We start from the raw sequence: 22537 nt of genomic DNA, 5'->3' as shown, positions 1-22537 counted from the left end.
CCGTCGAAAGTTGCTGTTCGTTAAGTGGGAACAGGAAAGACGGACTTTGGTTCCCGCGCGTTTACCAGCCGCGCAGACAGCTCACCACGCGTACAGCCAGATCAGTGTGATCGAACCGATCAGGATGCGATACCAGGCAAAGGGCGCGAAGCCGCGCTTGCTGACATAGGCGACGAAGGCCCGCACCACGACCAGCGCGACGAGGAAGCTGGCAATGAAGCCCAGCGCAATCTCGCTCCAGCCGATGGTCGCGGTCCCGGCCAGCAATTCGGGCTCCTGCAGGATCTTCACCGTCGCCGCGCCCAGCATGGTGGGCACCGCAAGGAAGAAGGAGAATTCCGCCGCCGTCTTGCGCCCGACGCCCATCGCCAGCGCACCCATGATCGTCGCGCCCGATCGGCTGGTGCCGGGGATCATCGCCAGGCACTGGACCAGGCCGATCCCGATGGCCGCCTTCCAGGAGAGCGATTCCACGCCCTGTTCCTCGCGCGTGGGGATGGCCTTTTCGAGCACCAGGATCGCGATGCCGCCCACGATCAGCGCAATGGCAACGACTGTCGGGCTTTCCAGCATGGCATCGATGATGTCGAGGATCAGCAGCCCGATCACTGCTGCAGGCATGAAGGCGAGCAGGATGTTGCGCACGAACATCAGCGAGGTCCGCTCGCCCCGGAGCAGCCCTGTCCCCATGGTCCAGAAGGTTCTGAAATAGGTCACCACCACGGCCAGGATCGCGCCCAGCTGGATGACGATGTTGAACTGGCGCCACTGCGCCGGATCGTAACCGAACCACGCCTGCGCGAGGATCAGGTGCCCGGTCGAAGAGACCGGGAGGAATTCGGTCAGCCCCTCGAGGATGCCGAGCAGGATGGCGGTGACGATTGTGCTCATGGCCAAGCCTCATGAAGAGGGGGCCGCGCAAGTCAACCTCGCGCGGCCCCCCAATGCCATGATGGCAAGCTTTTACCCGCTTACCAGATCGAGATGCGCTCTTCCGGCGGCAGGTAGAGATCGTCCTGCGGGGATACGTTGAACGCCTCGTACCAGGCATCCATGTTCCGCACGATCCCGTTGACCCGGAATTCCTCCGGGCTGTGCGGATCGGTCAGCAGACGGCTGCGGGCCGCTTCCTCGCGCTGCTGGCTGCGCCAGACCTGCGCCCAGGCGAGGAAGAAACGCTGATCGCCGGTCAGCCCGTCGATCACCTTGTCCTCCTTGCCGCCCAGGCTGAGCTTGTAGGCGCGGTAGGCCAGGCTCAGGCCGCCAAGATCGCCGATATTCTCGCCCAGCGTGAGGCGCCCGTTGACGCAGGTTTCGCCATCGTCGAGCGGGCAGTAGCTGTTGTACTGTTCCACCAGCGCATCGCCCAGTTCGTCGAACGCGGCGCGGTCGGCATCGGTCCACCAGTTGCGCAGCATGCCGGTGCTGTCGGACTTGGAGCCCTGGTCGTCGAAACCATGGCCCATCTCGTGCCCGATCACCCCGCCGATGCCCCCGTAGTTGACCGCCGGATCGTTCGACAAGGCGAAGAACGGCTGCTGCAGGATCGCGGCCGGGAAGACGATCTCGTTCTTGGTCGAGTTGTAATAGGCGTTGACCGTCTGCGGCAGCATGAACCACTCGGTCCGGTCGATCGGGCCGCCCAGCTTGGCCAGATTTTCCTCTGCGTTCCACCGCGCCGCCGCCATGCGATTGGCAATCGGATCGCCGGGGCGGATGGCCAGACCTTCATAGGTTTCCAGGTTGTCGCGATAGCCGATCTTCGGATCGAAACTGTCGAGCTTGGCGAGAGCCTGTTCCTTGGTGTCCTCGCCCATCCAGCCGATCTCGCCGATCGATTCGCGCAGCGCAACGCGCAGGTTGGCAACCAGCTCTTCCATCGCGGCCTTGTTCTCTGCGGGGAAGTATTCCGCGACATAGGACTTGCCCAGAAGTTCGCCCAGCAGACCTTCGGTCTCGCCGATGGCACGCTTCCAGCGCGGGCGCTGTTCCGGCGTGCCCTGCAGCGTCTGGCCGTAGAAGGCGAAATCGGCCTCGTCGAAACGCGAAGGCAGGACCGACGCGTTGTTTTCGAGGAATTCCTTGATCGTCCAGGCCTGCAGAACCTCGACCGGCGTGTTGACGGCAAGCGCCATCATCGCGGGCGTGCCCCCGCCGATCTTGTCGAGCGTATCCTGATCGAGCCCCAGTTCCTCGGCCTCTTCCAGGCTCGGCGGAAGGTCGCCGACAATGAACCGGTCGGTTTCCGCAAAACCGCTGGCGGTCAGGAGCGCGGCGAGGGGAAAGCCCTCGGCCAGCTCGCCCAGCTCGCTGGGGCTCAGCGCATTATAGGTCAGGTCGCGATTGCGGCTGGTCGCACGATCCCAGGATACGGTGCGCGCAATCGTGTCTTCGAAATCGTAGATCGACTGCGCCATTGCGGCCGGGTCTTCGTAGCCCGCCTCATCCATCAGGAAGGTGAGATAGTCGCGATACTTGGACTGGATCTCCCGCCCCTTCTCGCTCTCGTCCAGATAGTAATCGCGGTCGGGAAGACCGAGGCCGCCCGAGCCGACATAGACCGAATAACGCGTCGGTTCCTTGGAATCGACGCTCACGCCGCCGCCGAGGGGAGAGGAATAGCCCGGCTGGCCCCACAATGTGGCCAGTTCCGCCAGCGTGCTCGCGCCCCGAATCTTGTCGAGGTAGGGCTGCGCATGGCTCAGGCCCGCAGCGTCGATCGCCGACGTGTCGAAATAGGCATTATACGCATCGACGATGCGCTTCTCGTCACCGGTCAGCTGCGCCTCGGGCTTGGCGAGCAGGCTGTCGACCAGCGTCTTCACATCGCTGGTCGATTTCTCGCGCAGCAGGTTGAACGCGCCGAAGCGGCTGTATTCGGCCGGGAGCGGATTGGCATCGAGCCATTCCTGGTTGACGTAGGCGAAGAAGTCGTCGCCCGGATCGATCTCGTCCGACAGGAGCGAGGTATCCACGCCCCATTCGCCGAAGCTCATCGTCGGCGTCTCGGTCGCGCCTTCGCTGGCGCCGCTATCCTGCAGCAGCATCTCGATCCCGCCCTGGTCGTCGCCCTCGTGCGCGACGGCGGGTGCGGCCATCGCTAATGCGGCGACGCTGGCGGTGGTGGCAAGGATGGTACGGATCATGACTGAACCCTCTGTTTGGAAAACGTTTTCAAGCTACCCTCTGGCGCCAGACCGGATGAACGGCGCATGGATCGTGAAGCTGACATAGACCGCGAAGCCCGACCAGTGCCGACGTTTGTCGGGCGCTCAATGTCGCTCGTCGATTGGGTCCGGCCATCCGCCAGCGTCAGCCCGCGTCGGGACCTGCCGGATCGAGCTGGAGACGGGCCAGCTTGGCGTAGAGACCGCCCCGCGCGAGCAGTTCGGAATGGGTGCCCTGCTGCACGATCCGGCCCTGGTCCATCACCACGATCCGGTCAGCCTCGCGCACCGTGGCAAGACGATGCGCGATCACCAGCGTGGTGCGCCCGCGCATCACGCGCGCCAGCGCATCCTGCACCAGCCGCTCGCTCTCGGCGTCGAGCGCGCTGGTCGCCTCGTCCAGCAGCAGGATCGGCGCATCGCGCAGGATAGCGCGGGCTATGGCCAGCCGCTGCTGCTGACCGCCCGAAAGCCGCGTGCCGTCTTCACCCAGATTGGTGTCGAGACCCTGCGGCAGCGCTTCCAGAAAATCGGCCGCATTGGCGAGCCGGGCGGCTTCCCAGATTTCCTCGTCGCTCGCATCCCAGCGGCCGTAGCGCAGGTTGTCGCGCGCATTGCCGGAAAACAGCGTACCCGCTTGCGGGACGAAGGCCATCCGCTGGCGGATTTCTGCGGGATCGGCACTGGGCAAGGCGATGCCATCCAGCCTTATCGTGCCCTCGTCCGGGTCGTAGAAACGCTGCGCGAGCATGAAGAGAGTCGACTTGCCGGCGCCCGATGGCCCCACCAGCGCGACCGTTTCCCCCGGCTCGATCTCGAGTGTGAGGTCTTCGATCACGGTCTCGCCGGGGCGCGTGGGGTAGCTGAAATGCACGTTGCGGAAAGACAGGCTGCCCCGGGCGGGGACGGGCAGCGGCTGCGGGCTCGCAGGCGGGGCGATCTGGGGCTTGGCGCGCAGCAGTTCGGCCAGCCTGTCCGCCGCGCCGGCACCGCGCAGAAGGTCGCCGTAAACCTCGGTCAGCGCGCCGAATGCGCCTGCCACGAACACGCCGGTCAGCACGAAGGACCCGATCGTGCCGCCCGTGATCGTCCCTTCGGTTACGGCCACAGCGCCGCGCCACATCAGCAGCACGATGGCCCCGAAGGCCAGCGTGATGACCACGCCCGTCATCATCGAGCGGATGAGAATGCGCCGCCGGGCGGTGTCGAATATCCGCTCCACCGCTTGCGCAAACCGGTCCTGCTCGCGGCGTTCCTGGGTGAACGCCTGCACGATGGCCATGGCGGACAGCGTCTCTGTGATCAGCGAGCCGACATCCGCGACCCGATCCTGACTCGCCCGGCTGACCGAGCGCAGGCGGCGCGCGAACAGCGTGATCGGCACGATGATCACCGGAATGGCGATAATCAGCATCGCGGTCAGCCTGGGTGCCAGCACGAAGAGGTAGATCGTGCCCCCGACGGCGATCAGCACGTTGCGCAGCGCGACCGACAGCGTGGTGCCGACCACCTGTTCGATGATCGCGGTATCGCTGGTCAGCCGGCTGGAAATTTCCTTGGGGCTGTTTGCCTCGTAGAAGGCCGGTTCCTGCCGCAGCAGGTTCTGCTGCACCTTCAGCCGCAGGTTGGCGACCACGCGTTCGCCCAGCCAGCTGACGAAATAGAACCGCAGGGCGGTGCCAAGCGCCAGCACGCATACGATCAGGAACAGGTAACGGAACCAGCGCGCAATGCTGCCCGGATCGCCGCCATCGGCGAACCCGCGGTCGATCACCAATTGCAGCGCGGCAGGAATGGCAAGCGTGGCCGCGGCCGTAACCATCAGGGCCAGCAGCGCGTAGGCCACCTTGTCCGGGTAGCGCAGCGCCTCGCTGAAAATGAGGCGCAGGGGCGCCAGCGAGCGCGCCTTTTCCGCCGGTTCGTCGGCCTGGGAAGCGTCGATCCGCTTGCTTCGACTCAATCCGGGGTTGTCGCGTGCCATCAGGATGCCCGCCTAGCGGGGGCCGCCCGCAAAATCCACGCCCCTTGCGTTTCGGCAGGGGAGGAAGCGACAAATTCTCTTGTGCATTGCACAAGGATGGTAAGGGGAGCAGGCAATACCAATATATCCGCCACGCTAACCGGCAAATATTCCAAGAGGCTTCCCTTGCTCTACCACGCCCACGAACTCCAGACCGCCTGGCTCAACAGCGCCAGTGCCATGGCCTCGATCGGGTCCGAATGGCTGACCAACCCGCGCAATCCGCTGGCCTACAGCGGAATCGGCCCGGTCGCGGGCTCCGCGCTGGAGGTGTTCGCGCACGCGACCATCCGCCGGGGCAAGCCGCAGTTCGATATCGAAAGCGTGAACGTGAAGGGCAAGGACGATCCGGTTGCCGAAACGCTGGTGCTGCACCGCGCCTTCGGCGATCTGAAGCGCTTCCGCCGCGCGAACCTGCCCGATGATGCGCCATCCGTCCTGATCGTCGCCCCGATGAGCGGGCATTTCGCCACGCTGCTGCGCGGCACGGTGGAACGGATGGTCGAGAACGCGGAAGTCTACATCACCGACTGGCACGATGCGCGCGACATTCCGCTGTCCGAAGGGCGCTTCGATCTGGACGACTACATCGATTACATCATCGAATTCCTGCAGACGATCGCAGAGCGCAACGAAGGCGCCCCCGCGCACGTGGTCGCGGTGTGCCAGCCCTCCGTCCCGGCGCTGGCCGCGACCGCGCTGATGAACGGCGCGAAGGACAAGGCAACGCCGAAAACCCTCACCATGATGGGCGGGCCTATCGACACGCGCGAAAGCCCCACCACCGTCAACGACATGGCGATGAAGCGCCCGCTCAGCTGGTTCCGCCAGAACGTGATCGCGACCGTCCCGGCCCAGTATCCGGGCGCGGGCCGCCGCGTCTATCCCGGCTTCATGCAGCTCGCCAGCTTCATGAGCATGAACCTGGGCGGCCACATACTGAGTCATTACGAGATGTACAAGCATCTGGTCGCGGGCGACGATGAAAGCGCGCAGCAGACCAAGGATTTCTACGACGAATACCGCTCCGTCTGCGACATGACGGCCGAATTCTACCTGCAGACCGTGGAGGAGGTGTTCCAGGAGCACTCGCTGCCGAACAACGCCTTCGAACATCGCGGCAAGGTGATCGACCTTGGCGATATCAAGCAGACCGCGCTGCTGGCGGTCGAGGGCGAGCGTGACGATATTTCCGGTCTCGGCCAGACCAAGGCCGCGCTGCCGCTGGCGCGCAACCTCTCCGAAGACAAGAAGCGCTACTACATGGCCGAGGGCGCGGGCCATTACGGCATCTTCAACGGCAGCAAGTGGCGCACCAAGGTGGCCCCGGTGGTGGAACAGTTCATCGCCACCCACGGCTGAGCCGCAAGGCGCCAGTCGTGTCCGGCTCAGGGCGCGCCGGGTTGGCGCGGCCTGGGGCGTAAGATGCGTCGCAGCGTGCGCCCGACGAGCACGATCAGCGCGATGCTGAATACCAGCAGCCCCACCGCGATCACCGCCGCAATCACCGGATTGGCGATGGCCAGCGCCAGCAGGCCCACGGTGGCCACATCCTCCGCCGTCGAGACCATCACGTTGCTGACCGGCTCCGGGCTGGTGTTGACCGCGGCGCGCGCACTGGCTTTCCCCGCATGCGCCGCGAACGCCGCACCGCCGCCCAGCAGAAAGGCGATCACCTGCCAGGTGGGATCGCCCGGGTCGACGATCGCCAGCGCCAGCAGCGCGCCGCCGACAGGCCGGATCAGCGAATGCACCGCGTCCCAGATCGAATCGAGCCACATCACCTTGTCGGCGAAGAATTCCATCACCGCGCCGACGCCTGCAATGCCGAGCACCCAGGGATTGGCGAGCACGTCCAGCATCTGCAACTGTTCGGGCAGCGGCACCCAGCCGGATCGCATCGCCAGCCCCGTGATGAGGACGGTTGCGTAGAGCCGCCAGCCCGACAGCAGGCTGACGCTACCCGCCAGCCCAAGCAGTTCGATGATGCCCATGGGCGTGCCTATAGCACGTTTGCGCGAGCGCGATCAGCGAACTTCGGCCCCCGGGCCCGGCGCTTCATTCAGCGTCGCCAATCACCTGCGGTTCGGCAGTGCAATCGGTCTCGCCATCGGCTGCCAGATCGGCAATCTCGCGTGCGCGCTGGTTGGCCGCGCCCGATCCGCCACCGATCTGCGCGATGCGGCAGCCGGGATCGTCGCGCGTCCCAATCCGTTCGACCGCGATAACGCTGCGATTGTTGGATTGCAGGCTGGCGTCCTGGTAGCGGAAGATGACCGCGAAAGGTGCGCCCTCGTCGCTGCGAATCTCGATCCGCGGCGCGATCTCGTTGAAGGCAGCGATCGTCTGGAACTGATCGTTCTCGACCCCTGCATCGAGATCGAAACGCCCATCGCCCGCCTGCACGAAGATCGGTACCCCGGCTATCAGACCGCAGCGGAAGGTCGCGCCCTCACCCTCTTCCTGCTGCGTGAGGACTTCGCACTGGTCGAGATCGAGCGTGCCATAGGCGGAGGCGAAACGCTCGTCCGGGGTCTCTCCGGAAGCCGTCTCCCCGATCGGCGGGACTTGCGGTTCATCGATCGTCACATCCTCGACGCTGCTCTCGCGCGCCTGATCGGCAGGTACGGTCTCGCCGCAAGCGGTCAGTGCTGTCGCGGCCAATGCCAGCGACAGGGTGGAAAGGGGCAAGCGCATGAAATTCTCCCGTTGGTTATCGAGACAATGCGCCGCCCCAGCTCCTGGGTCCCGCACAAGTCAGCTGTTTGCGCTGCTGCGCTTCGCGTACACACGAGCGCATCCGACAATACCCGGTTCGACGATTGGATCAGTCGGGCTTGGTTCTCAGGCTCTTGTGACGGGCGGCGACATCATAGGGCCTGCCGAAAAGGCCGGTCGGAATTTCGAGGCTCGCGCGGTCCCACCCGGCACGCGATGCAATCTCGCGATAGCTTGTTTCGAGAAAGCGCAGCAGGGCCGCGTCGGGATTATCGGCGGCGCGAACCGCAGCATAGGGCAGCACGAATTCACCCAGCCCGGCATGCCAGAACGCCTCTTCGGGTTCTATCGGCGTGTCGCCAAGCCCGTCCGACGCCGGGTAGCCATAGGCGTAGAACGCTGCTTCCTCGACCCCGCCGCCACCCGGCCAGAAGCCGCAGCTCGCAACCTCATGGCTGTAAGCCTCGCGCGTGACTGCGTCGGGAAGATTGGGGAAACCGCCGGGGTGAAGCGGTGCCTCGCGCCCCGAAAAGCGCGTCACCGCGAGGTCGAAGCTGCCCCAGAAGAGATGCACCGGGCTCGACTTCCCGACGAAGCCTGTGCGGAAATGATAGAGCACCCGTGCCGCATCGGCGAAGGCACGGTGCAAACGCCGGATCACATCGCCGTCCCACGCGCGTTCACGCTCGTCCTCGGCGAAGGGAACCGCGTCCTCGACTTCGTTGGGACCACCCTCGATCGAGGTCGCGATCCCCGCCTCGCGCAGCAATCCGGCTAGCTCGGCATGGAAGGCGGCGACGCTCTGGCCGGTCAGGTCCATCGCCCGCTCGCGCCCGTCCGACGTCGTCAGGACAAGCCGCGAGGAAACACAGTCCAACAGAATCTCGGCCTCGCCGGTCTCGGTCACGACCGGGTAGGTCCGAAAGCCCTGCGGCACCACCAGAAGGGCGAGATGCCAGCTGTGGTTGCACCACGGCAAGGCACGGGTCGGCAGCTTGCCGACCACCTGGAGGTAGGCGTGGACGGTGGCGTAAACCGATTTCTCGGCCTCGAAATCGAGTGCGGGCCACCGTCCAGCCATGTCAGTCTCCGTTATGCGGGGGTCACAGGACCTCGAAGATGCCCGCTGCGCCCATGCCGCCGCCGACGCACATGGTGACGCAGACATACTTCGCACCGCGGCGCTTGCCTTCGATCAGCGCGTGGCCGACGCAGCGCGCGCCCGTCATGCCATAGGGGTGGCCGATCGAGATCGAGCCGCCGTTCACGTTCAGGTCTTCGTCGGGGATGCCGAGCTTGTCGCGGCAGTAGAGCACTTGCACCGCGAAGGCTTCGTTCAGTTCCCACAGGCCGATGTCGCTCATCTTCAGGCCGGTGCGTTCGAGCACGGCGGGAATCGCGAAGACCGGGCCGATGCCCATCTCGTCGGGCTCGGTGCCCGCGACCGCCATGCCGACATAGCGGCCCAGCGGGGTCAGGCCGCGCTTTTCGGCCAGCTTTTCTTCCATCAGAATGCTGGCGGACGAACCGTCGGACAGCTGGCTGGCGTTACCCGCAGTGATCGTGGTGTCGGGGCCGAGCACGGGGTTGAGCGAGGCGAGGCCTTCCAGCTTGGTGTCGGGCCGGTTGCCTTCGTCCTTCGCGACGGTCACTTCCTTCTCGGAAACTTCGCCGGTTTCCTTGTCCTTCACCTTCATGGTGACGGTGACGGGCACGATCTCGTCATCGAACTTGCCCGCTTCCTGAGCGGCGGCGGTGCGCTGCTGCGAACGCAGAGCGTATTCGTCCTGCGCCTCGCGGCTGATGCCGTAGCGCTGGGCGACGGTTTCCGCCGTCTGCAGCATCGGCATGTAGACCGCGTTGTGCATCGCCATCAGTTCGGGGTCGGGCATCACGCGCATGTCCGGCGTCTGCACGAGGCTGATCGATTCCTGACCGCCGCCAGCGACGATATCCATGTTGTCGACCATGATCTGCTTCGCGGCGGTCGAGATCGCCATCAGGCCCGAAGAGCACTGGCGGTCGATCGTCATGCCCGAAACGCCGATCGGGCAGCCCGAACGCAGCGCGACCTGGCGGCCGAGGTTACCCGCCTGCGCGCCCTGCTGGAGCGCGGCGCCCCACACGACATCGTTGATTTCGCCTGCTTCGATCTTCGCACGCTCGATCGCGGGGGCGAGCGAGTAGGAGCCGAGGGTGGCACCCTTGGTGTCGTTGAAGCCGCCCTTGTAGGCACGGCCGATGGCGGTGCGTGCGGTGGATACGATGACTGCGCTGCGCATAATGTGAACTCCTTGAAACTGAACTTGCCTCTCCCCTTCAAGGGAGGGACAGCGAAACCTGGGTTTGCGACGCAAGCCCTCGTCGCAGCAGGGTGGGGCCCGGCATGCGTTGCGCCAGCGCCCCCACCCCTCAATCCCCTAACCCCGAAGGGAAGGGGAGGGATCCTAGACGTAGAACATCGACATCCATTCGCAGATCAGGGCGGGCTTTTCCTCCCCCTCGATCTCGATGGTGATCTCGACCGTGTGCTGCCACTGGCCGGGGCGCTTTTCTTCCATGCCCAGCAGTTTCCAGTGGCCACGGATGCGCTTGCCCGATTTCACGGGGTTGAGGAAACGCGTCTTGTTGCCACCGTAGTTGACGGCCATCTTGATCCCGTCGGGCCGGGGCACGTCGCTTTTCTGGGTGAGATAGGGGATCATCGAAAGCGTCAGGAAGCCGTGGGCAATCGTGCCGCCGAACGGCGTCATCTTGGCCGCTTCCTCGTTCACATGGATGAACTGGTGATCGTCCGTCGCGTCGGCGAACTTGTTGATCCGATCCTGCGAAATCTCGATCCATTCGCTGGTGCCGATCTGTTCGCCCACCTTTGCGGCGATGTCCTGGGGGGTCATGCGCGCCTCTCCTTAGTCTTGCATTGCGCGCATTCCATGCAGGATGAAAATGCCTAGCGCAATGGAGGGCTGGCCGCTCCTGCGCCTGTCGCTACGGCATGCGGCTGTCCCGCCTCTCGCTCCGCCGCCAGCCGCGCCCCGATGGTGGCCTCGGCAGGCGAATCATGGCGCTTGGCGTAGATGACGAGCGCGATCTGAAGCCCCGCCAGCATCATGATGAAGGGCTGCCAGGCGATGCCCTGGAAGGTCGCGCCGACCAGATAGATCACCTGCGCATATTGCAGCGCGATGGCGAGATGGCCGAGCCATGCCAGGTTCGGATCACCCTTCCTGCGCATGCGCCGTCGCAGCCGCTCCATCTGGATCAGACCCAACGCCTGCAGCAGCAGCCATGCACCAAGCCCCGGCCAACCCTGTTCGCCCAGCATCTCGAAAATTGCGGAGTGGTACGCGCGCCCTTCATCCACCACCTCATCGTAGCGAGTGGTGGTCATGTTCCCCTCGCCCGTGGTCTGCGGCATGCGGTAGGTGAAGCTGTTCGCGCGATAGGCCTCGAACCCGCCGCCGAGCGGGCGTTCCTTTGCGTAGTCGATGGTCCATTTCCACACCGCCACGCGGGTCGAGGCGCTCTCGTCTTCCTCAGCGGTCAGCATGGTGGCCATGCGATCGGCATAGGATTGCGGCAGAAAGGGGAAGGCGGCGATGCACAGCAGCACGCCGCCGACCATCAGCAGCAGCTTGTGGCGGCTTTCCCGAAGGACCAGCAGGCCGAGCATGGCGATACACACCAGCCCGGTGCGCGCTTCCGTACCGATCGGAATCAGCAGGCACGCCCCGGCAAGCCCTGCGGCGAACAGCTTGACCGGCAGGCTCGGCTTGAACACCGTGCCGTAGCGGGTGAACCAGTAGAGCAGCGGAATGATCGCGATGGCCACGGTGGAGATCGTGGAGCTTTCGTAGATCCCGCTATTGTCGTTCACGAAAAGCGAGAGCGTGCCGTAGCCGCCGCCGCCGAAGACGGTCTTGATCCCGCCGGAGATGATGATTGCCCCCGCCGTGAGCACCATGACGAGCGCAGCCGCCTCGAACCGAAGCTTCGTGGTCACTGTGAAGGGCAGGAAAATCGCGAAGACGAGCGTCTTCCATACCCAGTCCCATTTGCCGACGGCCTCTACCGGGAATTGCGCACCCTGCATCGTGAACCATGCCCAGACCAGCAGGAACAGCATCAGCGCCTGGCGGAAGGTGAAGGTGGGACGCGTCTTCTTGTCCATCATCAGCCACCCGCCGAAGGCAGCCGCGAAGGCGATCAGCGATACGGGCACGCTGGTGATCGGACCGTAGCCCATCTTCTGCGGGGCCAGGATATCGACGTAGAGGTACAGGCAGACCCAGAGGAACGGGCGCTTCAGCCCCAACAGCAGGAAGACAGCGAAGAAGCCGAGCAGGAACAGGTCGGTCATAGCGTCCGCTCGTCCGCCGCGCCGTCGCCATCGCCATCGCCTTCCAGCAGCGGATCCTCGTCCAGATCGTCGCGCAGCATCAGGCGATAGCCCGCAATCAGCAGGAGGCCGTGAATCGCCACAATGACTGCCATGTCGATCACGCGGGCACGGGCTCCTGTCTCAAGGCCGGGCTGCGCCGGTCGCACCCTGCGCCAGCATCGCAAGACCGGCTAGCAGGGTGGAGTTGACGGCCCGTTAAGCACATCCGCGCTAGGCAAGCCCACGCTATGCGCGTGCTTCATGTTCTCGACCATTCGCTTCCGCTGCACAGCGGCTATGCCTTCCGTACCCGTGCGATCATGCGCGCGCAGATGGACGACGGGCTGGAGGTGCGCGGGATCACCGGCCCACGCCATTCGGCACAGGGTCCGGCGGAGGAAACCTGCGAGGGGCTGCACTTCCACCGTACTCCGCAATCCGTCAGCGGCCCGCCTGGCCTGCGCGAATGGCGCGAGGTTGCCGCACATGGCGATGCCATCGTGGCGGTTGCCAGGGACTGGCGGCCCGACGTGCTGCATGCGCATTCGCCCGCCCTGTCCGGCCTTGCCGCGATTCGCGCGGGGAGGAAGCTCGGCATTCCGGTAGTGTACGAGATTCGCGCCTTCTGGGAGGATGCGGCCGTGGGCAACGGGACCGGGCGCGAGGGTTCGCCCCGCTACCGGCTGACCCGCATGCTCGAAAACGCCGTCGTCAAACGCGCCGACGCCGTCTTCACCATTTGCGAGGGGCTGCGCAGCGATTTGATCGCGCGCGGATTCCCGCCCGAAAAGATCGGCATATCGCCCAATGCGGTCGACCTGACGCAGTTCGGCACGCCGGCAGAGCGCGATCCCGCCCTGGCCGCGAAGCTGGGTCTGAACGGCGGCCCGGTGATCGGCTTCATCGGCAGCTTCTACCCTTATGAAGGCCTCGACGATCTGATCGCCGCCCTGCCCGCCCTGCGCGCGCGCCACCCCGATACCCGCCTGCTGCTGGTAGGCGGCGGGCCGCAGGACGCGGCGCTGCGCGAACAGGCCGCCGCGTCCCCCGCGAGCGATTCGATCATCTTCACCGGCCGCGTGCCGCACGCAGAGGTCGCGCAGTACTATGCCCTGATCGACATTCTCGCCTTTCCCCGCAAACGCAGCAGGCTGACCGAACTGGTCACGCCATTGAAGCCGCTCGAAGCGATGGCGCAGGGGCGGATCGTCGCCGCCTCGGATGTGGGCGGACACGAGGAACTGATTGCCGACGGGCAAACCGGGGTGCTGTTCCCCGCCGACGACCCGGCAGGCGTGGCGCAGGCGCTGGCCGACCTGCTCGACGCGAAAGAGACCTGGCCCGCCATTCGCGAGCGTGCGCAAAGCTATGTCGCCACGCACCGCGACTGGTCGCTCAACGCGCGTCGTTATCTCGGCGTTTACCATCGCCTGCTAGGCCGGGCGGTGGATCGGTCGCCCGAAAGCGGGGCGTGGAGGCCATCGCCAGACGGCCTTCACGCCCACGAGGGCGGCCCGGGATGAAGGAAGGCACCGTGGCCGATATCGACACTCCTGCGGAAGAGACCGACGCGCCGTCGGGTGGGCTGACCTCCAGCTCCGCCTTTCCCGCGCTGGTTGCCCTGTGGTTCGCCGCGCTGTTCGGCGGCGGCTGCCTGTTTCTGCCTCCCGCCCTGTTCGACGCTATTCTGGGCGATGCGGCCCCCTTCGGGCCGCAGACCCGCATCGTATTCGCGCTGGTCGCTGCGGGAATCGGGCTGGTGCTGGGCCTGCTGATCGCCCGGCAGGTGCGCACCGATGCCCCCGAACCGGCGCAGTCCGTACCCAGGACCAGGAAAAAGTCGCGCAAGGACGACCCCCGCCCACCGCTGGACGTGCGCGCCGCGCTGGGGCTTGGCAGCAGCCATTACGATCTCGACGACGAAGACGACGAGGAGGAGGATCAGCACGATGATCGACCGTCAGAGCGCGCAGGGGATGACGATCTTGAGCTGACGGAAGAAAACCTCTCCCACGATTCCGACCCCTGCGATCCGGCGTCCGAACGTCTCGCTGCCCCGATCGACGATCCGCATTTCGCCTCTGCGTGGAGCGATTCGGACACCTATCGACCGGTGCGCCCTTCCGAGGACTTCGAGGAGGAGCAGTTCGACGAGGCCTCCATCTCCTTCCAGACGGAGCAGACCAACCCCGCCCCGCACGAATGGGCGCCGGGCCCAGCGTCCGCGCCCGCGCGGCCTTCACGGTACAACCCCTTCGCCGACATGGTGCGCGTGGACGAGGACGATGCTGCGGATGGCTTCGACACCTCCGAGGCGGAGGAACCGCAGCCTGCCGACCCCTTCCCGAGAGAATCCCTCGAATCGCAGCCGACTCCAGAACCTGCCGCGTCTGCGACCTTTTCCGCGCCGCCGCCACCTGCATGGCCCGCGCCGCGAGCGGAAGAGCCGACTCTCAAGGAACTGGGTGTGGCCGAACTGGTGGAACGCCTCGCCCGCGCCCTGCAGAGCCAGCAGAAATCGCAGGATCGGCCATCGCAGCCAGCGCCCTCCGAAACGCAGCGCGCCCCCGCCCGCACCGGCCAGCACCGCCACGAATCCGCACTCGCCCCGGCCAACCGGGCTGGTCCGGACGTCGACCGTGCGCTGCGCGGCGCGCTGGACCGCCTTTCCCGGCTCGACGACGTGGCCTGAAGGCGACGGGCAGCGCGCCTTAGGGCGCTTCGCCCTCCAGCCGCCAGTCGATGGCCCCCCGCCCGGCCTGCTCCAGAAAGGCATTCGCGCGGCTGAACGGCCTGGAACCGAAGAACCCGCGATGCGCCGATAGCGGGCTGGGATGCGGCGAGCGAATGACGCAATGGCGTGTCGGCGCGTTCAATTCCGCAATGCGCGAGGCCTTCTTCTGCGCATGGCTGCCCCACAGGATGAAAACGGCAGGCTCGTCCCGCTGGGCCACTGCGGCGACACAGGCATCGGTAATCGCATCCCAGCCGCGCCCGGCATGGCTGCCCGCCTGCCCGCCCTCCACGGTCAGGCTGTTGTTGAGCAGCAGGACGCCCTGCCTTGCCCAAGGCGTCAGATCGCCGCTCGTCGGTGCGGGGATCGCACAATCGTCCGCCAGTTCCTTGAATATGTTCCGCAACGATGGCGGGTGCGGCACGCCGTCCGGCACCGAAAAACTCAGGCCCATTGCCTGCCCCGGCCCGTGATACGGGTCCTGCCCCAGGATCACGACCTTCACCTCCTGCAATGGCGTCAGCTCGAGCGCGCGCAGGCGGCGGCCCTGCGGTGGATAGATCGCCTTGCCTGCCGCTTCTTCGGCACGCAGGAAGCCGCCCAGTCGCCGCGCTTCGGGCGTGGTCAGCACGGGTTCAAGCACGGGGGCCCAGCTTGCAGGAAGGTCTTCGGCCATGGACCACCGCTATGGCCAGAGCACGCCGCGCGCCAGACGCCCTTTTACTCTTTCCCCAATCGGCCTAGGTGCGGGAGCAAAGGCAGCAGGCTGCCCCCAACACGGATAAAGGATTTCGATGGCCGTACATTTTCACGAAGAAGACCTGCCCGAGGGCGTTCTGGCCGAAGGCGCGGCGCTGGCCGTCGACACCGAGACCATGGGCCTCATCACCCATCGTGACCGGCTGTGCCTTGTGCAGATCAGCGACGGGCAGGGGGATGAACACCTGGTCCGCTTCGGCGTCGGCAGCAGCTACGATGCGCCCAACCTCAAGGCGGTGCTTGCCGATCCTGCGCGGGTGAAGCTGTATCACTTCGCGCGGTTCGATCTCGCCGCGATCGAGTTCTGGCTGGGCGTAACCGCCGCACCCGTGTTCTGCACCAAGATCGCCAGCAAGCTGACGCGCACCTATACCGACCGGCACGGGCTGAAGAATCTCGTCAACGAACTGCTGGGTGAAGAGATTTCCAAGCAGCAGCAAAGCTCGGACTGGGGCGCGCCCGAGATCAACAACGCGCAACGCGAATATGCCGCCTCCGACGTGCGCTACCTGCACCGCCTGCGCGACATCTTCGAGGAACGCCTGCTGCGCGAACAGCGTATGCCGATTGCGCAGGCGTGTTTCGATTTCCTGCCGACCCGTGCGCGGCTGGACCTTGCCGGGTGGCCCAACGCCGACATTTTCAGCCACGAGTAGGCCTCAGGTCCCAGCGCCATGCATCACGATCCGGTGGAAGAAACGAAGGAAGCGCGCAGGCAGCGCCGCGGGCGGCAACGCCAGGCGGCGCCCGGCGGCTTCCACGACCGCCTGATCAAGATCCTGGCGATCGGGCTGCCAATGGCCACGGGCGCCATCGTCGCCTTTCTGGTGCTGACCCCGCTCGCCCCGCGCAGCGAGGTGTCCTTCATCCTCGACCGGGACAAGGTGGAGCAGATCGACGAACGCCTGCGGATCGACAAGGCGACCTATCGCGGATCGGACAATCAGGGCCGCCCCTTCTCGCTCACCTCCGACAGGGCCGTGCAGCAATCGAGCGCGGAAGGGATCGTTCGGCTGGACGATGTGGTCGCGCAGATCTTGCTGCGCGACGGCCCGGCCCGCATCTCTGCCGAAGGGGGCGCCTATACCATCGACGAGGAACTGCTGAACGTGCAGGGCCCCGTAATGTTGCGGGCGACCGACGGATACGAACTGGTCGCGCGCGGCGTTTCGGTGGACCTGAAGGACCAGTTGCTGATCGGCGACGATGGCGTTTCCGGCGCGGTCCCTGCGGGCACGTTCTCTGCCAACAGCCTTCGGGTGGACCTGGAAACACGTACTATATTGCTTGACGGGAACGCGCGCCTGCGCATGGTGCCCGGCGCACTGGAGAGCATGCGATGAACCGCCGCCCTATGTCCCTTTTCACCAAGACCCATGGTCGCCTCGCGCTGAGATCCGGCATGGCCGGTGTCGCGCTGGCCGCGTGCACCGTGGCGGGCCTGCAGCTTCACGCGCAGGCCATCGCCGCGCACAACTCCAACGCTCCGGTCAACTACGCCGCCAACCGGATCGAGCTGCAGGATCGGCAGGACCGGGTGGTCCTTTCCGGCAACGTGGTGATCGATCAGGCCAACCTGCGGATGACCGCGGCGCGCACCATCGTCGACTATTCGGACAGCGGTTCGCTCAGCATCCAGCGCATTTCGGCCACGGGCGGCGTCACCGTCACCCGGGGCGACGAAAGCGCGCGCGGCAGCGTCGCGGTGTATGACTTCAACCGCCGGATCATCACCCTGACCGGAGATGTCCGGCTGCGGCGCGGGTCCGACACGCTGAACGGCGGTCGGCTGACCATCGACCTGCAAACCGGCCTTTCCAGCATCGACGGTGCGGGCGGCGCTGCGGATGGTGGCCAGGTGACCGGCAGCTTTTCCGTTCCCCAGAACTAGGTGCCCGACACTGCCCCCTAACGGGAGGCGGCGCGCGCGATCCACGCGATTTCCTGGGCAAGCAGCAGTTCGGCCTGCTGGCTGTTGGCGAGCAGGGCCTGGTGCAGCGCGGTCAGCCGCGACACGAGACGGTCCAGCCGCTTGCCGCGCCAGATGCGCAGCTGTTCGGCAATGTCGCGCTCGTCCTTGAAGAAGATGCGCCGCGCGCGCTTCTGTGCCTCGACGAAAGAGCCGACATCCTCGCCCGGGCGCATCCGCGCGGATAGCTGGGCAAGCTGCGCCGCGCGGCGCTCGAACGCCAGGGCGACGCCCACCGGATTGAGCGAAAGCGTGTTGAGCCGCGCCAACTCACCCGGCAGCCGTTTCGCGTGGCCGCTCAGCGCTGCGTTCACCAGCGGCATGAAGCCGTCTTCCTCGCTCGTCGCGCCAACCGCGTCCCATGCCGAAAGATCGGCCTTGCGCGGCGTATCAGGCGCGGCATCGAGGTACAGCGCCAGCTTCTCCACCTCGGCCTCCGCCAGCCGCCGGTCGAGCCCGGATGCGCGCGCGATGCGCTGCGCCAGATCGCCGTCCAGCCGCAGGCCGTTGCGATCCGCCAGATCGCGCACCGTGTTGGCCATGTCCGTCAGGTTGGGCGGGTAGAACATCGCCACCAGCGTATTGCCCGCGCCCGCAACCAGTTTGGCTGTGCGCGACTTGTCTGTCGCGGAGGTGGCCACCACCAGGACAGGGCACGCCTCCCCCTCGGCCTCGAAGTGGATCTTCAGCGCATCATGCGCTTCTTCACCGGTCGCGCGGACGAATATGTGCCGCGAATCGCCGAAAAGGGAGGAAGAACGCGCCTCGTCCGCCAGCCGCACCGGATCGCGTCTGAGATCGGAGCCCGACATGTCGACCCGCTCGCCCGCATCGGGCAGGCCAGCGACGATCGCGGCAGCAGCGGCAGAGGCCGCGCTTTCGTCCGGCCCGCAGAAGAAGAAGGTATGGCATTCGCGCGCGGCCTGAGCAGCCATGCGACCGAAGCTGTTCTGGTTGGCCTTGAACGAGGGGGCCTTGGCCATGCGATCAGTCGCGATTGCGCAGCGCCAGCGAAACCCGCGTGACGATCTGGTCCGCAACCACCTGCGACAGCCGTTCCGCCGCCGCGCGTTCTGCGGCTATCGTGGCGTAATCGCTAGACACCACATCGATCCCGGCGTCCGATCCCGCCGTCGCATCGAGCAGGATCGCACCACTCGAGAGGTCGACCAGCTGGTAGCGCGCGCGCAGGATGCGCCTTTCGCGGCTGACGGTCTCGTCGGTCAGCAGGCCTAGGCTTTCGAGGCTCTCGTCGATCTGGACGTCGAGCCGGTAGCGCGGCGCGGTGTCGGAAGCACGCAGGTCCACGCGATCCTCCAGCGCAGTGGCAAGCAGCCAGCCCGTGCGGCCCTGGATCGGCGCAACCTCCACGGCGGACAGCTTGGCCGTCGCGCTGCTGCCGTTCGCGCCCGCATAGATCGGCTGCAACCCGCAGGCCGAGAGCGCGCACGCTGCAAAAAGGCACCAGACGATTCGCATCAGGTGACGATATTCACCAGCCGGTCGGGCACCACAATGATCTTGCGGATGGGCGCACCGTCGAGCGACCGCTGAACCTTCTCGCTGGCAAGAGCCATCTCTTCCAGCACATCCTTCGATGCCCCGGCAGGCGCAGTCAGCGTGTCGCGCAGCTTGCCCTTGTGCTGCACCGCGATCGTGACAGATTCGTCCTCCAGCAGGCTTTCGTCGATTTCGGGCCACGCGGTCTCGGCAATCAGGCCTTCGCCGCCGATTGCCTGCCACGCCTCTTCGGCGAGGTGCGGCATCATCGGCGCAACCAGCGGGAACAGCGCCTCGATGGCGCTGGTGCGGTCGGCGGACGGCTTGGCCTTCTCGATCGCCGAGACAAGTTCGTACAGCCTGGCGACGGCCTTGTTGAAATGCAGCGCCTCGATGGTTTCGGCAACATCGTGGACGATCCGCGCAGTCTTTCGCGCCAGATCCGCATCCTCGCCGCTCGCCTGCGGGTCATGCTCCGCAACCAGGCGCCATACGCGCTGGACGAAACGCGCGCAGCCCTCGATCCCGCTTTCGGACCACGGCAGATCGCGTTCGGGCGGGCTGTCGGACAGCATGAACCAGCGCACGGCGTCCGCACCATATTGCGCGATGATCGTATCGGGATCGACCACGTTGCGCTTGGACTTGGACATCTTGACCACGCGGCCCACGGTTACCGGGAAGCCGTCTTCCTTCAGCACCGCGCTCTGCCCGCTGCGTTCGACCTCGTCGGGGGCGAAATAGACCACACGGCCCGAATCAGGCTCGCGGCGGAAATAGGTCTCGTGCGTGACCATCCCTTGCGTGAACAGGCTGGCGAAGGGTTCGGTAAAGTCGATCTGCCCCAGTCGCGCGAGCGCGCGGGTCCAGAAACGGGCGTAGAGGAGATGCAGGATCGCATGCTCGATCCCGCCGATATACTGCTCGACCGGCAGCCATTTGGCCACTTCGTGGCGATCGAAGGGCTTGTCGGCGGGCTGGCTGGCGAAGCGCAGGAAATACCAGCTCGAATCGACGAAGGTATCCAGCGTGTCGGTCTCTCGCCGCGCCTGCGCGCCGCACTGCGGGCAGGCGACATTCTTCCAGGTCGGGTGCCGTTCCAGCGGGTTGCCCGGCGTCTTGAAATCTACATCCTCGGGCAGAACCACCGGCAGCTGGTCCTTGGGGACCGGTACGATACCGCAGGAATCGCAATGGATGAACGGGATCGGCGTGCCCCAGTAGCGCTGGCGCGAGACGCCCCAGTCGCGCAGGCGCCACACCGTCTTGCCTTCGCCCCAGCCATCCGCCTCTGCGCGCCGGATCACCTTGCCCTTGGCGGTTTCGACGTCGAGCCCGTCCAGCGGGCCCGAATTGACCAGGATGCCCTCGCCCGGTTCCGCGCCCGATCCCAGCGGGCGATCCGCATCGGCCGCACTCGCGCCGATCACCCGCAGGATCGGCAGGTGGTATTTCTTCGCGAACTCGAAATCGCGCTGGTCGTGCCCCGGCACGCCCATGACGGCGCCGGTGCCGTAATCCATCAGCACGAAGTTCGCGATGAATACGGGCAGATCGTGATCGGCGATCAGGGGATGGCGGGCCTTGACCCCGGTGAGGTAGCCGAGCTTGGTCGCCGTCTCCACCGTGGCGGCCGTCGTTCCGCCGCGCTTGCATTCGGCGATGAACTCGGCCGCTCCCTCGTCGCCTTCGGCATATGCGCGCGCCACGGGGTGATCGGGCGCGACCGCCACGAAGCTGGCGCCGTAGATCGTGTCGGGCCGGGTCGAGTAGACCTCCAGCTTCTCGCCGGTCGAAAGGTCGAAAGCGAATTGCAGGCCCTGGCTGCGGCCGATCCAGTTTTCCTGCATCAGGCGGACCTTGTCGGGCCACTTGTCGAGGCTGGCGAGTCCATCGAGCAGGTCGGGCGCGAAATCGGTGATCTTGAGGAACCACTGGGAGAGCTTGCGCTTCTCGATCTCCGCGCCGGACCGCCAGCCCTTGCCGTCGATCACCTGTTCGTTGGCGAGGACGGTCTGGTCGACCGGGTCCCAGTTGACCTCGCTTTCCTTGCGATAGACGAGGCCCGCTTCGAACAGATCGACGAACAGCGCCTGCTCGTGCCCGTAATAGTCGGGTTCGCACGTCGCCAGTTCGCGGCTCCAGTCGAGCGCGAAGCCCAGGCGCTTCAATTGCGCCTTCATCGATTCGATGTTTTCGCGCGTCCACTTGCCGGGATGGACGCCCTTTTCCATCGCCGCGTTTTCGGCCGGCATGCCGAAGGCGTCCCAGCCCATCGGGTGGAGAACCTCGTGCCCGCGCATTTTCTTGTAGCGCGCCAGCACGTCCCCCATCGTGTAGTTGCGCACGTGGCCGATATGGATGCGGCCCGATGGGTAGGGAAACATCTCGAGCACGTAGCTCTTGGGCTTGTCGCTCGCGCTGTCGGCGCGGAAGCACTGCGCCTCGTCCCAGGCTTTCTGCCAGCGGCCATCTGCCTGGGACGGGTCGAACCGCGTATCGTTCATGCTCGGGTCTTTATCGGATAGGTGAGTGGCTTAGCTGGCGATCGCCTGGCGGCGCAATTCGCGTGCCTTGGTCAGGATGATGTCTTCCAGCTTCTGCACGGTCGCGGCCTGCACCGGCGCATCGACCCAGCCGCCGCCCTGGCTGACCTGGCGGCTGGCCGCCACGCGCAGCGCATCGGCGCGCAGATCCTGATCGAGGATCGAAACGGTCAGCTTCACACGCTCGGCCGGGTTTTCCGGATTGGCGAACCAGTCCGTCACGATCACGCCGCCCGCACTGTCCGCCTGAAGCAGCGGCGCGAAGCTCACCGCTTCGAGGCTGGCGCGCCAGAGATAGGAATTGACGCCGATCGTCGTCACCTGGCTGGCGGCGGTATCGGCACTGGGCAGGTCGTTGCCGCTGGCGCAGGCCGACAGGGCGGCAGCGAGGCCGAGCAGGCTGGCGGAAGCAATCGGGAGGCGGCGCTGGATCATCGTGGCTGGCTTTCCAAAGAAAAATGCGAAGGAGCAGGTCGGCAGACCGCGCATGCTGATGCCTCTATCGCCACGGACCAACCGCAGCAAGGGCGCGCCTGCCTTCCTGCGCGCAAGCTGGCGTGTGCGGGTGTACGCATGATGAACCTTGCGAGGGCATGCGGCGACCCTGTGTGCCTCTTGCAACACCTCTGTCGCAAGCGAAGCGACCCCTTGTGGAAAAACTGGAAAGCCACCCAGCGATGACTTAACACCCTGGATCGAAAGCGGGGGCGAGGCATTCGGTGGCTATTCACCGTGTGTAAGTC

Annotated in this window: 21 protein-coding genes; 6 read left to right on the top strand and 15 right to left on the bottom strand. The window is 65.8% G+C overall.

The window, feature by feature from the left end; translation table 11 throughout:
• Positions 1 to 81: 81 nt before the first annotated feature.
• From ADAD_RS0100810 to ADAD_RS0100800, 3 genes are all read right to left on the bottom strand, one after another.
• Complete coding sequence (locus ADAD_RS0100810; RefSeq protein ID WP_010408170.1) at positions 82 to 891, bottom strand: undecaprenyl-diphosphate phosphatase; 810 nt, start codon at positions 889 to 891, stop codon at positions 82 to 84.
• Between the two features lie 80 nt (positions 892 to 971).
• Entirely contained in the window at positions 972 to 3146 is a 2175-nt protein-coding gene (locus tag ADAD_RS0100805; RefSeq protein WP_010408167.1) for a M13 family metallopeptidase, read from the bottom strand.
• A gap of 166 nt (positions 3147 to 3312) precedes the next feature.
• Positions 3313 to 5148 (bottom strand): ABC transporter transmembrane domain-containing protein, encoded by a 1836-nt coding sequence (locus ADAD_RS0100800; RefSeq protein WP_010408163.1) that lies wholly within the window; start codon positions 5146 to 5148, stop codon positions 3313 to 3315.
• 165 nt (positions 5149 to 5313) lie between these two features.
• Here ADAD_RS0100800 and ADAD_RS0100795 point away from each other — a divergent pair, with 165 nt between their 5' ends.
• Positions 5314 to 6549: a polyhydroxyalkanoate depolymerase gene (locus ADAD_RS0100795; RefSeq protein WP_010408159.1), complete on the top strand. Its 1236-nt coding sequence runs from the start codon at positions 5314 to 5316 to the stop codon at positions 6547 to 6549.
• A 26-nt stretch (positions 6550 to 6575) separates the two neighbouring features.
• On the opposite strand, the gene ADAD_RS0100790 is transcribed toward ADAD_RS0100795, so the two are convergent.
• The 7 genes from ADAD_RS0100790 to ADAD_RS17050 all read right to left on the bottom strand — a co-directional run bounded on the left by ADAD_RS0100790 (position 6576) and on the right by ADAD_RS17050 (position 12408).
• Entirely contained in the window at positions 6576 to 7181 is a 606-nt protein-coding gene (locus tag ADAD_RS0100790) for a DUF4126 domain-containing protein (protein ID WP_010408156.1), read from the bottom strand.
• A gap of 64 nt (positions 7182 to 7245) precedes the next feature.
• Positions 7246 to 7884: a hypothetical protein gene (locus ADAD_RS0100785; RefSeq protein ID WP_029139803.1), complete on the bottom strand. Its 639-nt coding sequence runs from the start codon at positions 7882 to 7884 to the stop codon at positions 7246 to 7248.
• 130 nt (positions 7885 to 8014) lie between these two features.
• Positions 8015 to 8986: a DUF5996 family protein gene (locus ADAD_RS0100780; RefSeq protein ID WP_010408152.1), complete on the bottom strand. Its 972-nt coding sequence runs from the start codon at positions 8984 to 8986 to the stop codon at positions 8015 to 8017.
• A gap of 22 nt (positions 8987 to 9008) precedes the next feature.
• Positions 9009 to 10187, bottom strand: a complete 1179-nt coding sequence (locus ADAD_RS0100775; protein ID WP_010408150.1) for an acetyl-CoA C-acyltransferase — start codon at positions 10185 to 10187, stop codon at positions 9009 to 9011.
• Between the two features lie 165 nt (positions 10188 to 10352).
• The gene (locus ADAD_RS0100770) at positions 10353 to 10802 is read right to left on the bottom strand and encodes a MaoC family dehydratase (RefSeq protein ID WP_010408148.1); all 450 of its coding nucleotides are present in this window, start codon (positions 10800 to 10802) and stop codon (positions 10353 to 10355) included.
• A 53-nt stretch (positions 10803 to 10855) separates the two neighbouring features.
• Positions 10856 to 12265, bottom strand: coding sequence for a putative O-glycosylation ligase, exosortase A system-associated (locus ADAD_RS15300; protein WP_010408146.1), 1410 nt, complete (start codon positions 12263 to 12265; stop codon positions 10856 to 10858).
• Positions 12262 to 12408 carry a hypothetical protein gene (locus ADAD_RS17050; RefSeq protein WP_010408144.1) on the bottom strand — a complete coding sequence of 49 codons (147 nt, stop codon included), beginning with the start codon at positions 12406 to 12408 and terminating at the stop codon, positions 12262 to 12264. The genes ADAD_RS15300 and ADAD_RS17050 overlap by 4 nt, the downstream gene beginning before the upstream one ends.
• 126 nt (positions 12409 to 12534) lie before the next feature.
• Here ADAD_RS17050 and ADAD_RS0100755 point away from each other — a divergent pair, with 126 nt between their 5' ends.
• Together ADAD_RS0100755 and ADAD_RS0100750 are read left to right on the top strand one after the other, a co-directional pair.
• A complete protein-coding gene (locus tag ADAD_RS0100755; RefSeq protein WP_010408142.1) occupies positions 12535 to 13809 on the top strand; it encodes a TIGR04063 family PEP-CTERM/XrtA system glycosyltransferase in 1275 nt (424 codons plus the stop codon).
• Positions 13806 to 14978: a hypothetical protein gene (locus tag ADAD_RS0100750; RefSeq protein WP_010408138.1), complete on the top strand. Its 1173-nt coding sequence runs from the start codon at positions 13806 to 13808 to the stop codon at positions 14976 to 14978. The genes ADAD_RS0100755 and ADAD_RS0100750 overlap by 4 nt, the downstream gene beginning before the upstream one ends.
• A gap of 19 nt (positions 14979 to 14997) precedes the next feature.
• On the opposite strand, the gene ADAD_RS0100745 is transcribed toward ADAD_RS0100750, so the two are convergent.
• Positions 14998 to 15696, bottom strand: a complete 699-nt coding sequence (locus tag ADAD_RS0100745; RefSeq protein WP_010408136.1) for a uracil-DNA glycosylase — start codon at positions 15694 to 15696, stop codon at positions 14998 to 15000.
• A gap of 118 nt (positions 15697 to 15814) precedes the next feature.
• On the opposite strand from ADAD_RS0100745, the gene ADAD_RS0100740 reads away from it, so the two are divergent.
• Genes ADAD_RS0100740 through ADAD_RS0100730 form a run of 3 tightly spaced genes read left to right on the top strand, consistent with a single transcriptional unit; the run spans position 15815 to position 17670 of the window.
• Positions 15815 to 16435: a ribonuclease D gene (locus ADAD_RS0100740; RefSeq protein ID WP_010408133.1), complete on the top strand. Its 621-nt coding sequence runs from the start codon at positions 15815 to 15817 to the stop codon at positions 16433 to 16435.
• An 18-nt stretch (positions 16436 to 16453) separates the two neighbouring features.
• A complete protein-coding gene (lptC, locus tag ADAD_RS0100735) occupies positions 16454 to 17122 on the top strand; it encodes an LPS export ABC transporter periplasmic protein LptC (protein WP_010408129.1) in 669 nt (222 codons plus the stop codon).
• 11 nt (positions 17123 to 17133) lie between these two features.
• Positions 17134 to 17670 carry an LptA/OstA family protein gene (locus tag ADAD_RS0100730; protein ID WP_010408127.1) on the top strand — a complete coding sequence of 179 codons (537 nt, stop codon included), beginning with the start codon at positions 17134 to 17136 and terminating at the stop codon, positions 17668 to 17670.
• 17 nt (positions 17671 to 17687) lie between these two features.
• On the opposite strand, the gene holA is transcribed toward ADAD_RS0100730, so the two are convergent.
• From holA to ADAD_RS0100710, 4 genes are read right to left on the bottom strand one after another with little or no spacing between them, the layout of a single operon-like run.
• Positions 17688 to 18731 carry a DNA polymerase III subunit delta gene (gene holA, locus ADAD_RS0100725; RefSeq protein ID WP_010408125.1) on the bottom strand — a complete coding sequence of 348 codons (1044 nt, stop codon included), beginning with the start codon at positions 18729 to 18731 and terminating at the stop codon, positions 17688 to 17690.
• Between the two features lie 4 nt (positions 18732 to 18735).
• Positions 18736 to 19227, bottom strand: a complete 492-nt coding sequence (gene lptE, locus ADAD_RS0100720) for an LPS assembly lipoprotein LptE (protein ID WP_010408123.1) — start codon at positions 19225 to 19227, stop codon at positions 18736 to 18738.
• Complete coding sequence (gene leuS, locus ADAD_RS0100715) at positions 19227 to 21755, bottom strand: leucine--tRNA ligase (protein WP_010408121.1); 2529 nt, start codon at positions 21753 to 21755, stop codon at positions 19227 to 19229. The genes lptE and leuS overlap by 1 nt, the downstream gene beginning before the upstream one ends.
• 30 nt (positions 21756 to 21785) lie before the next feature.
• Complete coding sequence (locus ADAD_RS0100710) at positions 21786 to 22229, bottom strand: DUF3576 domain-containing protein (protein WP_029139801.1); 444 nt, start codon at positions 22227 to 22229, stop codon at positions 21786 to 21788.
• Positions 22230 to 22537: the final 308 nt, after the last annotated feature.

The sequence above is a fragment of the Citromicrobium sp. JLT1363 genome (genome assembly GCF_000186705.1).
Lineage (GTDB): Bacteria > Pseudomonadota > Alphaproteobacteria > Sphingomonadales > Sphingomonadaceae > Alteriqipengyuania.
This window is presented reverse-complemented; position numbering and strand designations above follow the sequence as displayed.

What these genes read in the sequence shown, in the direction of transcription:
- ADAD_RS0100805 (WP_010408167.1), bottom strand. Translation starts at nt 3,146, where the DNA reads ATGATCCGTACCATCCTTGCCACCACCGCCAGCGTCGCCGCATTAGCG.
- leuS (WP_010408121.1), bottom strand. Translation starts at nt 21,755, where the DNA reads ATGAACGATACGCGGTTCGACCCGTCCCAGGCAGATGGCCGCTGGCAG.
- ADAD_RS0100730 (WP_010408127.1), top strand. Translation starts at nt 17,134, where the DNA reads ATGTCCCTTTTCACCAAGACCCATGGTCGCCTCGCGCTGAGATCCGGC.
- ADAD_RS0100785 (WP_029139803.1), bottom strand. Translation starts at nt 7,884, where the DNA reads ATGCGCTTGCCCCTTTCCACCCTGTCGCTGGCATTGGCCGCGACAGCA.
- lptE (WP_010408123.1), bottom strand. Translation starts at nt 19,227, where the DNA reads ATGCGAATCGTCTGGTGCCTTTTTGCAGCGTGCGCGCTCTCGGCCTGC.
- ADAD_RS0100710 (WP_029139801.1), bottom strand. Translation starts at nt 22,229, where the DNA reads ATGATCCAGCGCCGCCTCCCGATTGCTTCCGCCAGCCTGCTCGGCCTC.
- ADAD_RS0100775 (WP_010408150.1), bottom strand. Translation starts at nt 10,187, where the DNA reads ATGCGCAGCGCAGTCATCGTATCCACCGCACGCACCGCCATCGGCCGT.
- holA (WP_010408125.1), bottom strand. Translation starts at nt 18,731, where the DNA reads ATGGCCAAGGCCCCCTCGTTCAAGGCCAACCAGAACAGCTTCGGTCGC.
- ADAD_RS0100790 (WP_010408156.1), bottom strand. Translation starts at nt 7,181, where the DNA reads ATGGGCATCATCGAACTGCTTGGGCTGGCGGGTAGCGTCAGCCTGCTG.
- ADAD_RS0100810 (WP_010408170.1), bottom strand. Translation starts at nt 891, where the DNA reads ATGAGCACAATCGTCACCGCCATCCTGCTCGGCATCCTCGAGGGGCTG.
- ADAD_RS0100740 (WP_010408133.1), top strand. Translation starts at nt 15,815, where the DNA reads ATGGCCGTACATTTTCACGAAGAAGACCTGCCCGAGGGCGTTCTGGCC.
- ADAD_RS0100770 (WP_010408148.1), bottom strand. Translation starts at nt 10,802, where the DNA reads ATGACCCCCCAGGACATCGCCGCAAAGGTGGGCGAACAGATCGGCACC.
- ADAD_RS0100750 (WP_010408138.1), top strand. Translation starts at nt 13,806, where the DNA reads ATGAAGGAAGGCACCGTGGCCGATATCGACACTCCTGCGGAAGAGACC.
- ADAD_RS0100800 (WP_010408163.1), bottom strand. Translation starts at nt 5,148, where the DNA reads ATGGCACGCGACAACCCCGGATTGAGTCGAAGCAAGCGGATCGACGCT.
- ADAD_RS0100745 (WP_010408136.1), bottom strand. Translation starts at nt 15,696, where the DNA reads ATGGCCGAAGACCTTCCTGCAAGCTGGGCCCCCGTGCTTGAACCCGTG.
- ADAD_RS0100755 (WP_010408142.1), top strand. Translation starts at nt 12,535, where the DNA reads ATGCGCGTGCTTCATGTTCTCGACCATTCGCTTCCGCTGCACAGCGGC.
- ADAD_RS0100780 (WP_010408152.1), bottom strand. Translation starts at nt 8,986, where the DNA reads ATGGCTGGACGGTGGCCCGCACTCGATTTCGAGGCCGAGAAATCGGTT.
- ADAD_RS15300 (WP_010408146.1), bottom strand. Translation starts at nt 12,265, where the DNA reads ATGACCGACCTGTTCCTGCTCGGCTTCTTCGCTGTCTTCCTGCTGTTG.
- lptC (WP_010408129.1), top strand. Translation starts at nt 16,454, where the DNA reads ATGCATCACGATCCGGTGGAAGAAACGAAGGAAGCGCGCAGGCAGCGC.